We start from the raw sequence: 14,666 nt of genomic DNA, 5'->3' as shown, positions 1-14,666 counted from the left end.
GGGCGTGTCGTACCACCACTATTTGCCTCTCAAGGGAGGGAAAGCCCCGTCACCTGCACATCGACCGTCAGGAACACGGGGCAAGAATCATTTCATAAATACAAAATAAACGGCCAGCACCAAGCAACCGAAAGCGGCAATATGATTCCAGTGCAACGATTCGCCCTTGAAGAACACCACTGAAAAGACGGTAAAGATAATGAGCGTAATCACCTCCTGAATCACCTTCAACTGCATGAGGCTGAAAGGCCCTCCGTTCTCACGGAACCCCAACCGGTTGGCCGGCACCTGACAACAATACTCAAACAAAGCAATACCCCAGCTAAGCAGAATCACCCCATAAAGAGGCCAGTTACTGATAACCTTCATCTCCTGCAACTTGAGGTGGCCATACCAGGCCATTGTCATAAAAATATTGGATATGATAAGTAACCCTATCGCATACAATCCCTGCATAACTTTTTCTCCTTTTTCAAAAATCGGGTGCAAAGATACGCATTAAAAACAAGAAACAAAGCAAATCGCACAAGAAGCTCACAGCAAGATTAATACACACAACACTCCCATAAAGCAAAACGGTCCAAGGAAAAACCATTTATAAAAAAAGTTAATACTCCCGCCAAGTGGTAAAAATGCCCCATCTTTGCAGTCGAGAGTATCTTATATGGAGAGCAAACGCATCGTTACCAAACCCTGCCAGGTGTCACCCATGCACTATTTCGGGCGATTGTTGCGCACATGGCTATATCGAAACGGGGTATGGATTGTGCTGATTGTGGCCCTGCTCGTGATGTTGTCGATACACAATCCACTATTCATCTATGTAGGGCTCATGCTGGTATTTCTGGTCTTCCCCATGATTCTGTATCACTTGTGGTTTGCCTATGCCCTGCACCCCGACTGCCGGGCATCCATTCTGTCGAAAGAGGTTGAATTGAGCGAGCAAGGCATTACCTGCCACTTCGACGACAATCGCACCGAGACCATCGGGTGGAACCAAATTATCGATGTTAAAATCACCTCGAGCGACCTGGTCTTCTACCTCTCGCGATATCTCTTCTTCGTTCTACCCTGTGACTCATTTCAATCGCCCGACGATTTGGACTATTTTCTTAAAAAAATTCTCGCACCGTCCATGAAGTATCAAAATTAATTGTATATTTGTAAAATATAGTATATGGCTTAACATAACCATTCTGTGAGAACAAAGATTTCGGTTGGTTCTACAAGGGTCATTCGCTATATGTGAGTACAATTTTGTTACACATGAAAGCAATCAAACTATTCCTTAAATATTCATTGGCGGTTACTGTCGCCTTTTCTGTTCTACTCCCGGCGAGGGCCATAACCCTCGACGAAGCCCGCGAATTGTACAAGGCGGGGAAATATGCCGAGGCAGCTCCCGTATTCAAGGCTCAGCTGAAACGGAAACCCAACGACGGGTCGCTGAACCACTGGTATGGCGTGTGCCTCCTCCACGAAGGAAAATATGACGAGGCTGAGAAGTACTTGAAAATAGGAGTCAAACGCAAAGTACTCGAGTCGCCCCATTTCCTGGGCGATGTCTATATGGCTCAATATCGTTTCGACGATGCCGTCGAAAGTTATGAAGACTATATCGCGGGACTTAAAAAGGCGAAAAAACAGGTTCCCGATTCGGCAACCGAGGCTATCGAAAGAGCTAAAAAAGCCAAACTGATACTTGGTCATGTAGAGCAGGTACAGATTATCGACAGCCTCATTGTCGATGCCGACTCGTTTTTTGAATATTTCAAGATGACTCCCGAGTCGGGGCGCATAGGCACGAGCGAAACTTTGGGAGTCGATATCCCCGAACAGACCATTGGCTATATGCCACAACGGGGCGACAAGGTATTCTTCGGGATGAAGAGCGAAGACAAAGGCTATGAATTGTGCACGATGAACAAGCTCACCGACGGCCGTTGGAGTCGCATCAACCCGCTGCCCGAGGGGGTCAACACCGACCGCGACGAAGCCTACCCCTTCTTCCTGAACGACGGGGTAACCCTCTATTTCGCCTCGAACGGCGAGGGCTCTATTGGCGGATACGACATCTTCATCACCCGGTTGAATCTCGAGAACAACACCTATCTGAAACCCGAGAATGTGGGCATGCCCTTCAACTCGACGTTCAACGACTATATGATGGCCATCGACGAAATGCTCAACATCGGGTGGTTTGTCTCCGACCGTCAGCGAATACCGGGCAAAGTAACCATCTATCTGTTTATCCCCAACGATAGTAAACAGACCTATAATCTCGACGAAATCGACACCGACATCAAATCGCTGGCCCTCATTCGCTCCATTCGCGACTCGTGGCCCGAGGGCGCCGACTATACCGAACTGCTGCAACAGGTGAAAGAGATTAAAGAGGCAAAGGCCCAAACCCGACCCGATTTTGTCTTTGCCATTTGCAACGGAATACACTATACTTCGCTCGACCAGTTCACCAATGCCGAGGCCCGCAACCTGTTTGTCAAAGCCAACGAAACGCGCAAAAACATTGATCAACTGGAGGCGAAGGCTGCCCAATTGCGCACTCAATATACAAAAGCCCAAGGTACTACCCGGCAACGGCTGGCCGCCGAGATAGGGACGCTCGAGTCGCAACTGCTCTCGCTCTATCCGCAACCCGCCGAATATGAGAACCAGGCCCGCAAAGCCGAGCTCGATGCCTTGCAAAAAAGACATTAAAAAGAACTGTAAAAACAGATAGCCATGTTTGAGATACTGGCCATTACATTACTGATTGCAATAGCCCTTACACTGGCGATACTGGAGATTTTTTTCTTACCCGGTATCACCATTGCAGGCATCTGCTCGCTGGTGTTTTATGGAGGAGGTATCTATTATGCCCACTCGGTATTCGGGACAAACGGAGCCGTCATCACGCTACTCATCGCAGCCTTGGTAACCATTGTCGTCATCATCGGGTTCATGCGATCGCGCAACCTTGACAAAATCGCACTGCACACCGAGATAGACTCGGTTGTGCCCTCACCGATTACCCCCGATATTAAAGTAGGTGACACAGGCATCACCTTGAGCCGACTGAACCCCATGGGAAAAATACTCGTAGGACCTCACACCCTCGAAGCCCAGGCCGAAAACGAACTCATCGACGAAGAGACTCCGGTGCGCATCATCCGCATAGAACCCAACGTGGTAATCGTGAGCCGACTCGACAGAGATAAAGAATCGAACGAATTAAAGGAACAAAAATAATTACAAAACAAACTATACAACCATGATAGCTGTAGGTCTATTACTGGCGTTTGGTATCATTATCATTCTGGCCATATTCTTCTATTTCGTGCCCTTCCTGCTATGGATTTCGGCACAAGTATCGGGAGTGAGAATCTCCCTGATCCAACTATTCCTCATGCGCATCCGTAAGGTTCCGCCCCAAATCATCGTGCGGGGTATGATCGAAGCCCACAAAGCCGGGCTCAAAAACATCACCCGCGACGAACTGGAAGCTCACTATCTGGCCGGCGGCCACGTGGAACGAGTGGTTCACGCCCTCGTATCGGCATCGAAAGCCAATATCGAGCTGGGATTCCAGATGGCTACCGCTATCGATCTGGCCGGCCGCGACGTGTTCGAAGCCGTGCAGATGTCGGTCAACCCCAAAGTCATCGACACCCCGCCGGTAACCGCCGTAGCCAAAGACGGTATCCAGTTGATAGCCAAAGCCCGGGTAACGGTGCGCGCCAACATCCGTCAACTGGTGGGTGGCGCCGGTGAAGACACGGTGCTGGCCCGTGTAGGCGAAGGAATCGTGTCGTCGATCGGTTCGTCCGAATCGCACAAACAGGTACTCGAAAACCCCGACTCCATATCGAAACTGGTATTGAAAAAAGGTCTCGACTCGGGTACAGCTTTTGAAATACTCTCGATCGATATCGCCGACATCGACATAGGCAAGAACATCGGAGCTACCCTGCAAATGGACCAGGCTCAGGCCGACAAAAACATAGCTCAAGCCAAAGCCGAGGAACGCCGCGCGATGGCTATCGCCCTCGAACAAGAGATGAAAGCCAAAGCTCAAGAGGCTCGCGCCAAGGTTATCGAAGCCGAAGCCGAAGTGCCCAAAGCCATGGCAGAAGCCTTCCGTTCGGGCAACTTGGGCATCATGGACTACTACCGCATGAAAAACGTCGAAGCCGACACCGCCATGCGCGAATCGATAGCCAAACCGAGTGCAAAGCCCGAGAAATAGGTCGCAATAAACCTTATATAATCTATTGTCAAAAAAAGATTACCGAAAAAAGTCGCACAGAACGAAAAAATATGCTTATATTTGAAACCTTTTCGGTTCGACAATTGTTATATAGGAAACGAAACGAACGAAAGTCATGAGTTACCAATTGCAGCCATTGCCCTATGGGAAAAGCGATTTAGCCCCGGTTATCAGCGCCGAGACCATCGAATTCCACTATGGCAAGCACGAACAAACCTATATCGACAATCTCAACAAACTGATCGAAGGCACCCCCTATGCCGAGATGCCGCTCGAGCAGATTGTAAAAGAGACCGAAGGCACCTTGTTCAACAACGCCTCGCAGGCGTGGAACCACATATTCTATTTCTTCACCTTCTCGCCCAACGGTCGCAGAGCGCCACAAGGGAGGTTGGCCGAAGCCATAGATCGCCAGTGGGGAAAACTGGAAAACTTCCAGAAAGAGTTTGAACAAGCCGGTGTGACCCTCTTTGGGTCGGGCTGGGTATGGTTATCCAAGGACCCGCAAGGCAACTTGGTAATCAGCAAAGAGAACAATGCAGGTTCCCCGCTGAAAAAGGGGCACACACCGTTGCTGACATTCGACGTGTGGGAACATGCCTACTATATCGACTATCGCAACAGACGAGCCGAACATCTGCACCGCCTGTGGGAGATTATAGACTGGTCGGTTGTCGAGTCGAGATACACGATATAATTCGCATAGTCGCGCGTGAGCGTAACTCTATCTAGCACTTTAAAATAAGCATAATGTGATGAATTCTAAAAAAGAGATGCTGCGTGAGCAGCGTCTCTTTTTGCTTTAAAGAATTAATATTTATTCAAATTGAAACTTTTTATTGCATATTAATAACGATACAATAATTTTTTATCTATATTTGTTTACAGATAGACATAAAAATGCATTTTTATTGACAAACCGTAATACAAACAATCTTATGAACTAAAAAAATCACATGGCAACCAAGAAATTCATTCTCCCCGAGAAGGAGATTCCACAGGCTTGGTACAACATTGTCGCCGACATGCCCCACAAGCCCATGAGTCCGCTCAACCCGGCAACCAAAAAGCCGCTCACCGAAGAAGACCTCTATCCCATCTTCGCCGAAGAACTCTGCAAACAAGAACTCAACAGCACCGATTCTTGGATCGAGATACCCGACGAAGTACGCGATATGTACAAAATATGGCGCCCTACTCCGCTGGTGAGAGCTTTTGGGCTTGAAAAAGCACTCGACACCCCTGCCCATATCTATTTCAAAAACGAGAGTGTAAGCCCCGTGGGTTCACACAAGCTGAACTCGGCCATACCCCAAGCCTACTATTGTAAAAAACAAGGCGTGACCAACATCACCACCGAAACCGGTGCCGGGCAATGGGGTGCAGCTCTCTCGTTGGCTGCCAAAGTATTCGGGCTCGAGCTCGCCGTCTATATGGTCAAGGTGAGCTACCACCAGAAACCCTACCGACGCTCCATCATGCAAACCTTCGGTGCACAGGTAATCGCATCGCCCAGCATGTCAACCAAAGCCGGGCGCAAGATACTCACCGAGCATCCCAACTACCAGGGCAGTTTGGGTACCGCCATTTCCGAAGCAATAGAGCTGGCCATGAGCACCCCCAACTGCAAATACACCCTGGGCAGTGTGCTCAACCATGTGTCGCTACACCAGACCGTCATCGGACTCGAAGCCGAGAAACAGATGGAGATGGCCGGCGAATACCCCGACGTAATCATCGCCTGCTTTGGCGGAGGTTCCAACTTCTCGGGAATCGCCTACCCCTTCCTGCGGCACAAATTGCGCGAAGGAAAAGACATACGCCTCGTGGCTGCCGAACCCGCTTCGTGCCCCAAACTCACCAAAGGCGTATTCCAATACGACTTTGGCGACGAAGCCGGCTATACCCCCCTGCTCCCCATGTACACGCTGGGACACAACTTCGCCCCGGCCAACATACATGCCGGAGGTCTGCGCTACCACGGGGCAGGCACCATCGTCAGCCAACTCAAGAAAGACGGTTACCTCGAGGCCACCGATATCGACCAACTCGATACCTTCAAGGCCGCCACACTCTTTGCCCAAAGCGAAGGTATCATCCCGGCGCCCGAGTCGGCTCACGCTATCGCGGCAACCATCCGGGAAGCACTCAAGGCCAAGGAAGAGGGAACGAAACGCTGCATCCTTTTCAACCTATCGGGTCACGGACTCATCGACATGACGGCCTACGACCAATATCTGGCCGGAGACCTTGTGAACTACACTCTATCCGATACCGAGATTGCAAAGAATATCAGCGAGTTGGATAAAATCATTTAATAGCGACCGACACGCAGGAGGAGAGCCCAAACAAAAATATTTGATTTTTTAATCTCAAAAATTTGGCCAGTTCAAAAATACCGCCTATATTTGCATCACCTTTCCGAAAGGAAACAAGCTGGCGGTTTAGTGTAGTGGCCTAGCACGCAACCCTCTCACGGTTGAGACTCGGGTTCGATTCCCGGAATCGCTACAACAAGAATTGGAAACTCAAAAGCCTATCAATTAGACTTTTGAGTTTTTTTCTATCCCAAAACGGGACAAAAACGAGACAAAATGCGTTCGTGTTTGGCGAATCTCCACGGATTTGCTAAATAAAAAAATGCTAAAAAACACACCTCCCGCGCGTATTGATTTTAACAATAGCGATTCTCCCCAAAAAGCGACTATCGACGAAATCATTCGTTTCACTTACCCCAGACTTCGAGAGAACAAACCAGCCTGGTATATCGAATTCTATGCCTTCGACCCGTTGAGAAAAGTGATGCGGCGAAAGCGCATAAAAATCAACCGGCTCGCGACAAAAAGTCAAAGGAGAGAGTATGCCGCCGGCTTGATTAACCGCCTTTATCAGCAACTAATCCGGGGGTGGAATCCCTGGATCGAGAAGGAATTCGAGGTTGCGATTTTGTTTGATGATGCCATCAAACGATATGTGGAGAATAACAAGAAGATGTACTCCGATGGGATTTTCCGAAAGGAGACATACATCAGCCACGAATCGAAGATCAAAAAGTTGGTTGCCTACAATCAACAAAGGAGCGCCCCCATCACCTACCTATACCAGTTGGACAAACGATTCTGCAATGACTTCCTCGATTACATACACTTGGAACTCAAAAACTCCCCTTTATATCGAAACAACTGCCTCACTTTTATCAAGTCTTTTTGCTCCTTCTGCGTAGAAAAAGGGTTTATGAATGACAACCCGGCCAGCGGCATCAAACCCTTTAACCGGAAGCTATTCCAAAAAAGGAGAAAAGTCATTCCTGCGCCCGTGATTCAACAAATTGGCGAATATTTGAAGATACACGATAAACACTTTCTTTTATCGTGTTATCTCTTGTACTACTGCTATATCCGGCCCATCGAGCAAACCCGGTTGAAGCTCCAATATTTCAGTGTAAAAGAGTGTACCCTGACGATTCCAGCCCAAGACAGCAAGAATAGAACGACGCAAACAATCACCATTCCGAGGAAAGTAATGATGTTCATGCTCGATTTAGGTGTGTTCAACTATCCTCCCCACTACTATCTATTTTCAAATGACATCTTACCAGGCGAGGTACAGATCGATCGACGCCTTATTTCCATAAGGTGGTCTCGACTAAAAAAGGAACTGAACCTCGATAAAGATTACACATTCTATTCGTTGAAAGATACAGGAATCACCGAGATGTTGGACAAAAAACTGAGCAACATCTCGGTGAGAGACCAGGCGAGGCACAGCTCACTGGCTATTACCGACGTATATACCCGCCACCGGACCAAGGCAGACAAAGCTATTCTCGACTTAGACGGAGCCCTTTAACCTACACGATAGAACGTCCCCTTTAAGAGTTGTGACATACCATTCTCTGTAAAGGTAGCCGTAATCTTCTCACATACATACTCCTTTCCTTGTATGAAGAAATGAGCTCTCACGGGTGGAATTTCATGAGCCAAGAACTGGAAATTGTATTTTTTACTGTTGTCGATATCCATACCGAACTGGACAAAATTACTACTAAAGTCATTCAGACGCATGCTGTAATCAGTCTCGGCAAAACTCCAATCCTCATTCATCGATATTTTATCGATAATAGGCCGAGGTTGAAAACCTTTGAAATAATTCGTCCCATCCCAAAAAGCGACAAAAAGTTGAGAAAAGTATGCACCACTGTTCTCACTCTCTCCCGAGTCGAGAAGACTTAATGGCAAATACTTTGAGTTGTCGGACGTTGCTTCCCCATCGCCAAAGTTTAGCTCTAAAAACAGACATTGCCCTTTACTGGTTTCAGTATCATCTATCCAGGCGGGTACAATCCCTATTTCTATGCTATTACTATCCTCATTTGAGCCGATGCGTTCTCCAAACTGGTTTATCGGTTGAAGGATATTCACATACAAGTCGTAATAAGTATCAGATACTGAATCATAACGCCCCTGAGGTATAATCTTTACAGGTCTAAATACGAAATAGGTATTCAAACTCTCGACATATAAAATTTTGTCCAGATTTGAATTCGGATACTCAACCCCGACGACTGTCTCCTTCAAATTTTTATTTGCTTCAATCAGATCTTCCAATTTCCCGTAACTAACAATCATCTTTTCATGGTTCTTTACCAACCAATCACACGAGTAGAACTTCCACAACTCATGGTCACAATCGGCATATCGTAATGTAGAGTCGTTTTTATAAGACGATTGAGGATCCGAAGTCACTTCTACGTTGAAATCATCAACGATGTCATTCATCGTTATATAAGTATTGATCTCCGGGTCTTTATTAAGAAATCGGAAAGATATACTCTTCTTTTTATGGTCGATGTCGATAAAGGCCGACAAGAAATTTTCCAACTGTTCAAAAAACTCCGTTACCGTCCAATGAGGAAGAGCTTTGGCTATTTGGGGCATATCCCAGGCATACGGAAGCGAATTGCAGACAATGAGATGGCGATATTTCGATCTTTCCCATTCCCCGAAATCATAGCTATACCCTAGTACCTCGCAGATTTGCTTGGTAATGAATAGCAAATACGGCTGAAACGATACCCCTTTGGTGTCCGAGTGCCATTTATAGGTGCCATTCTCATATACGACCTCATTTTGTATATTCCCCGAATAGTTGTTGACCCAGGGCAAAGCTATATACTTTGTCATGCGGTCGATGCTTCGCCAAAGCCATTCTGGAGGTGTATTACTCATAATCACATACTCATAATCGCCCAATTCGAGTTCATTGATGTATATTTCGTCGAAATCACCGATGAAGTTCTGAGCGCTCATGCCTTCGAGGAATTGTCCCTTGATTTCAGACTGCGACACCTCGACGATAGCGAGAACCCCCATTTTATAGAAATTGGTATCCCGCAGTTCACAGGCAAAGTTCACTTTTTCGATATCGACATCTTTCCGATACAAATGACCGAATATCGCCCGGTTCTGAGGGCAATCGACTATCGGAAAGGTAATAGACAAAGTGTACTCATCGGCGCCAGAGAAAAGCCTGTTTTCAGCAATAAACTCGAAGGAGGAGCCTTTCTTCAAGACCGCCTCTTTCCCTTCTACAAATATTTTCATTTCCTACGTGATTTAGGGGTTTTGTTTCGTATGAGACGATCGTATTCGTCCTGAGCCTTCTTGATTCCACGATCGCCGGTAACAGTGTTGACCGTGATGAATGGCTCGTCGAGGCGGTCGTTCAGTTTCTTGAGAACCGCAAAATATGTGGCGAGTAATACGCCTGTGTCCGGGGAGTTCCCTCCGCCATCAGGCGAAGTGGTTGGCAAGCTAATCGTCCCGGGAGGAGTAGATACTCGACTGATAGAACCTATCGTGTTGGTACGCTGTGCATACTCGAGGGCATCGATGATGGGCCGGGTTACCGGCGACGTTACCAACTTCTGGCTGGCGACCCACTCGCCGGCATGGACGATACCGGCCGGCTCGTTCACAGGACCTGGGCGAGTAAAACCGCCGACAGCATATCCTTGCGCCTCAGAGGCTTGCTGTTGCTTCTTGATGGCGGCTATCTGCACGGCACCGGCAGCTACGGCCAAACCGGCAGCAATAGGGGCCATGATATACCCGACGAGCGGTATCGCGGCCGCCGAACCATAGGCTGCGATGGCGTTCTGTGCCGTTTGCGCGATGGCCTGAATTACCTGCATGGCAAACATCTTGCGGTTGGCTTCGTTCTTGGCCTTGGCAATCGCTTTCTCTTTGTCTTGCTCAATCTTCTTGACCTTGTAGGTATTTCCTTCGGCCAGCGAGATTTCCTTGTCATAGCGGTTCTCGATGGCAGCCGTCTCCATCTCCAAATTCGACTGAACGATTGAGGAGATTTGCGAGAAGATGGCCGACATTCCAGACATGATCGTACCGAAAGAGTCGGTCACAGCCCTTCCGCCATCGCTTTGCAACCATTCGGCCAGTTCGGCGTTGGCCTTCTCCATAGCATTGAAACTCTCTTCCGTAGTCTCTTCGAGATACTGCTTTTTCAGAGCCTTCTCAGCGATAGCCGATGCCTCGACGATTTTTTGCCTCTTGGCCTCGTCGGAGCCGGCTGTCTCGAGCATCTTCTTCGTCAGGGTATCCAGAGCATCGATTTGCATGCGGTACTGCTGTTCCCTCTCTTCGTCCGACATGAGCGATATTCCTTTGAAATATTCCTCATAGAGAGATTTCTGAAGGTCCTGCGTCTCTTTAAATTTTGCCAGTTTATCGGCCTGCAATTTGTCGGTAATTTGCTTTTCAATCTCGGCGCGCTCCTGGCTACCCTCGGCATACAGCTCTTTGAGACGGTTGAGATATACTACCTCCGACTCGAATTTCATTTGCTGGTAGGTCTTCTCAGAGATCTGGCTCCGCATATAACTGTCGGTGATGGCTGCATCTCGTTCCCAGCGTTCAGCTTCTATCTCCTCCTTGGCAGCATCAAGCTGCTCCTTGTTGCGCTGGGTCACCTCCTTCTCGGTAAGCTTGTTCAATTCACCGGTGATTTCGGCAATCTCCTGCTCGGTGGCTTCGGTATTCTGCAATTTTTTAAGAAGATACTGCTTGTCGAGTTCGGCCTTCTTCTCATTGTACTGGGTGTAATCGATGAGACCCGTAGCATAGCTGGCGAGAGTCTTCGACTGCTCGAGCGCCAGCCAGTCGTCCTCTGCCTGAAACTTGTTCTTCGTTCCGCTTCCAGTGTCACCGATAGAGCCTCCAGGAGCCCCGATAGTGACACCGCCAGGTCCTTGACCCGCAAATACATCGATAGAAGAAACTCCATACTCTTCAGCCAGTTTTTTGTTGGCTGCCTGGAGTTTCTCCAGCTTTTTATTTGCATCTGCATATACTTTCTTTGCGTCTTCGACAGCAGCCTTTTCGCTATCAGTGCCGGGAGCTGTCGCTTTGTTCACAAAATTAGACAAGATAGCCGACTGGTCCTGAACTGGTCCTCCAACCATTTCCGTAGGATGAATCGTATATTTTTCGATGTATTCTTTTCTCCGCTGTTTTGCCTGATTGTATGCAGCATTTGCATCAGAAATATTTTTCTTCAACTCCGGTATGGATTGTTCTATTTCGATTATCTGCTCAGAATTCTTTTTTATCAAGTCGGCAGCAGCCTTCGCTTTGGCATTCTTGAGTATCGATTCGGTGAGATCATCGTATTTAGACTTAGCCTCTCCCAGTAGAATTTGCTCGGTGGACATCTTGGCAAAATAGTCCGGGTACATAGCCTGCAATCGCTTCGCTGCCTTGATTCTCTCCTCTTTGGAATTAGCCTCATTAACCGCAGCCTGGTAAAGAGCTCTCAGTTGGGCCAGCTCCGCCTTCGATGCCGAAGCAGTTGCCTCCGACACATCGGTAATACTGCGTTCAAATTCTCGCTCCGCCTTGGCAGCTTCGGCAGCTTCTTCCCGAGCCGATTTCATTCGATCCATGTAAGATAAAAGAGCCCCAACTCCGGCCGCCAAAGCCCCTACTAATATCCCCACAGGAGACATCTTGGTGGTTCTATTGAATGCCTTCGATACTACATCAGCCTTGCGAATTTGTCCAGTAAGCCGATAGTATGAAAGCCTAAGCAACTGAATAGTTCCCCTACTCACCAAAGCGATAGCATTCCCCGTTTTCTGAGTAGCATTCCACAATTTTTGGGCAATTATTCCAGCCTTGACTGCCACTGTGTACCCGGCGACACCAGCTGTCAAAGAAATTATCAAAGTTCGATTCTCTTTCAGGAAATCGACTACAAATTTCAAAACCCGTAACATAGCCGACGCGCTCGTAATAGAATATCGCATAACGGGGAGAAGATCCTTACCAAGCGCAATTGAAATCTCATTGAATGATTTTTTCGCTTTGTCGAGTTGCGCCTGCACCGTATTGTTTTGGACATTGAACTCTGTAATGGCCGAAGTGCCTTCATCAAATGCTTCTTGAGCCAGTTTTTGCTCTCTCCGAACCGATTCGATATTACCCGCCAGCACCGACAACACACTGGCGGCGCGAGCCCCATCGAGCTTCATCGCGTCGAACATCGGGGCAAGCTCCTGCATACCACCGGCCCGGCCCAGGGTGTCGAGGAAATAGAGCAGAGCCTCGTTCGCATCTTCTTTCACCATCTGAGCAAACTGCTTGACATTGATCCCCGCTATTCGGGCTAATTTCTCCGGCTCCTTGTACATCTTCATGATTACGCCCTGTAATGCCGTTGCCGACATCTCAACTTGCTGGGCATTTTGGTCGAGTACCGAAGCATATCCCATGATTTGGGCGACAGTCATATCGGCTTGCTTTCCTACACCTGCCATGCGGTTCTCGAAATCGACCAGATAGGAGGCCGACGCGGTAGAATTCTGCGAAACCTCATTGATGGCAGCTCCTACGGCCAGCATGGCTTTGCCAAGGCCCATTCGGTCCGCATCGCCATAGATCGACGAGAGCTTACCGATATCCCGGGTTGCCCCCTCTCCCAGCTCATCGAGGGCGACGTTTATCACATCGGCCGCCTTGACATATTCAAGAACGGCGTCCTGCGATGCCAAGCCCAACATACCGGCCTCCTGGGCCAGTTTGTTGAGCTGTTCGCGAGAAGAGCGGGTGTCCATCGTCTTGAACGATTCGTTCAACTTCTCAACCTCGTCCATGGTCATACCCGTAAATTTACGAACGCTTGCCATCTCGCCCTCCATATCGGCATAACTCTGAACCGCTTTTCTTCCCGACATAGTCAAGCCGGAGATGGCTGCCACCGACATGGTAATGGCATTTCCCCAGTCAAACATTTTTTTAGAGAATCGAGTCCATAGAGACTCATGTTCTCTCATGGAATTTTTCACCGAGTTCAGTTCCCGCTGTACCAGTTTTATTTTTTCGACCTGGGCATTCCAGGCGGCTGATCCTCGCTCGATATTGTCGAGCTGCCGGCGAAGCGTGGACAATGTTTTGGAAAGCTCTTTCGGGGTGGCCCTATCGAGCCGGCGCATGACGTTCTCGGCCTGCTGGGCCGACGACGACATCTCCTTAATCTCCTTGTTCGCCTTTCTCAACTCCTTTTGGAGTTTGTTCATCTCGATTTTATCGCCGCTACTGCGGGCCCGGGCCAAAGCATTTTCAAGATCTTCGGCCCGCTGCCGGAGAGCCTTCAACCGCGCCTCCGCATTCTTGCCATTCACCTCCAAGACAATGGAGGCCGATGTTTCGTAGTTGCTCATATTCGTTCAATTTTTCACGAATATGGGTACTCCTGGCGACACCATAAAAGACACAAAAAAGCCTCGGGGAGAGATTTCCCGAGGCTCCGAAAGTATCCTATATTTCACATCAACTCCTTACAAATGGACGTGACACCCATTTGAAAAATCGGCCAATCCAATACCCGAGGGCTCCTATCGCACCTCCGAGGAAAGCTACGGAGGAAAGCCCGAATACGACAAAAGCGGCAATTAAACAGCCTGCAATAGCTAGAACCACCACAAACATAACCGCATATCCAAAGAATTCAATCAGAAACATATTCCCTCCTTTTCTCCGAAGATAGTGAAAATTTTAGGCATTCGCAAGTCTATCACACAAATTGTCGCGGCTTCATGAGCCAACCATGTCGCCCATCAGGATAATAGGCCGAGCGGAAACCGAGCGAGAGCATGGTCATCGCGACATCGTTGGGCACTAAATCGGCCATATCGTCCAGGTCGCGCAAAATATCGTCGGTGGTACGAACGACGGCCCCCTCGTCGGTGAGAGAGGCGGCCGGTGCCCACTCCTGTAAATACTGTTCTACGAGGTTCTGCAACGAAACCTCCTTCTCTTGCTTATTCATGATTCTCTCCTTCCTTCGTTAGGTGAAACATTTCGATATATTCCTCGATCATCTC

11 protein-coding genes and 1 tRNA gene are annotated in these 14,666 nt (G+C 48.4%); 8 read left to right on the top strand and 4 right to left on the bottom strand.

Going from position 1 to position 14,666, the window contains the following annotated elements; all coding sequences use genetic code 11:
- Positions 1–87: 87 nt before the first annotated feature.
- A complete protein-coding gene (locus tag B5G10_RS10545; RefSeq protein WP_087424693.1) occupies positions 88–456 on the bottom strand; it encodes a DMT family protein in 369 nt (122 codons plus the stop codon).
- Positions 457–664: 208 nt separating this feature from the next.
- Between B5G10_RS10545 and B5G10_RS10540 the strand changes: the two genes are divergently transcribed.
- The 8 genes from B5G10_RS10540 to B5G10_RS10505 all read left to right on the top strand — a co-directional run bounded on the left by B5G10_RS10540 (position 665) and on the right by B5G10_RS10505 (position 8,116).
- Complete coding sequence (locus tag B5G10_RS10540) at positions 665–1,153, top strand: YcxB family protein (protein ID WP_087424692.1); 489 nt, start codon at positions 665–667, stop codon at positions 1,151–1,153.
- A 113-nt stretch (positions 1,154–1,266) separates the two neighbouring features.
- Positions 1,267–2,718 carry a tetratricopeptide repeat protein gene (locus B5G10_RS10535; RefSeq protein ID WP_087424691.1) on the top strand — a complete coding sequence of 484 codons (1,452 nt, stop codon included), beginning with the start codon at positions 1,267–1,269 and terminating at the stop codon, positions 2,716–2,718.
- 24 nt (positions 2,719–2,742) lie between these two features.
- On the top strand, positions 2,743–3,249 hold the full coding sequence (locus B5G10_RS10530) for an NfeD family protein (RefSeq protein WP_087424690.1): 507 nt from the start codon (positions 2,743–2,745) through the stop codon (positions 3,247–3,249).
- A gap of 22 nt (positions 3,250–3,271) precedes the next feature.
- Positions 3,272–4,246, top strand: coding sequence for a flotillin-like protein FloA (floA, locus tag B5G10_RS10525; RefSeq protein WP_087424689.1), 975 nt, complete (start codon positions 3,272–3,274; stop codon positions 4,244–4,246).
- A gap of 136 nt (positions 4,247–4,382) precedes the next feature.
- Positions 4,383–4,964 (top strand): superoxide dismutase, encoded by a 582-nt coding sequence (locus B5G10_RS10520; RefSeq protein WP_087424688.1) that lies wholly within the window; start codon positions 4,383–4,385, stop codon positions 4,962–4,964.
- A gap of 259 nt (positions 4,965–5,223) precedes the next feature.
- Complete coding sequence (locus B5G10_RS10515; protein ID WP_087424687.1) at positions 5,224–6,585, top strand: TrpB-like pyridoxal phosphate-dependent enzyme; 1,362 nt, start codon at positions 5,224–5,226, stop codon at positions 6,583–6,585.
- Positions 6,586–6,705: 120 nt separating this feature from the next.
- Positions 6,706–6,778 (top strand) — tRNA-Glu (locus B5G10_RS10510).
- Positions 6,779–6,907: 129 nt separating this feature from the next.
- Positions 6,908–8,116, top strand: a complete 1,209-nt coding sequence (locus B5G10_RS10505) for a site-specific integrase (RefSeq protein ID WP_087424686.1) — start codon at positions 6,908–6,910, stop codon at positions 8,114–8,116.
- Here B5G10_RS10505 and B5G10_RS10500 read toward each other — a convergent pair.
- From B5G10_RS10500 to B5G10_RS10485, 3 genes are all read right to left on the bottom strand, one after another.
- Complete coding sequence (locus B5G10_RS10500; protein ID WP_087424685.1) at positions 8,113–9,870, bottom strand: hypothetical protein; 1,758 nt, start codon at positions 9,868–9,870, stop codon at positions 8,113–8,115. The genes B5G10_RS10505 and B5G10_RS10500 overlap by 4 nt on opposite strands.
- Positions 9,867–14,003 (bottom strand): phage tail tape measure protein, encoded by a 4,137-nt coding sequence (locus B5G10_RS10495; RefSeq protein ID WP_087424684.1) that lies wholly within the window; start codon positions 14,001–14,003, stop codon positions 9,867–9,869. Before B5G10_RS10495 ends, B5G10_RS10500 begins: the two co-directional genes overlap by 4 nt.
- Positions 14,004–14,356: 353 nt before the next feature.
- Positions 14,357–14,611 (bottom strand): hypothetical protein, encoded by a 255-nt coding sequence (locus B5G10_RS10485; RefSeq protein WP_087424682.1) that lies wholly within the window; start codon positions 14,609–14,611, stop codon positions 14,357–14,359.
- Positions 14,612–14,666 lie beyond the last annotated feature (55 nt).

The organism is Barnesiella sp. An55 (assembly GCF_002161555.1).
Lineage (GTDB): Bacteria > Bacteroidota > Bacteroidia > Bacteroidales > Barnesiellaceae > Barnesiella > Barnesiella merdipullorum.
The sequence above is the reverse complement of the archived record's forward strand: the minus strand, read 5'-3'. Positions and strand labels throughout refer to the sequence as shown.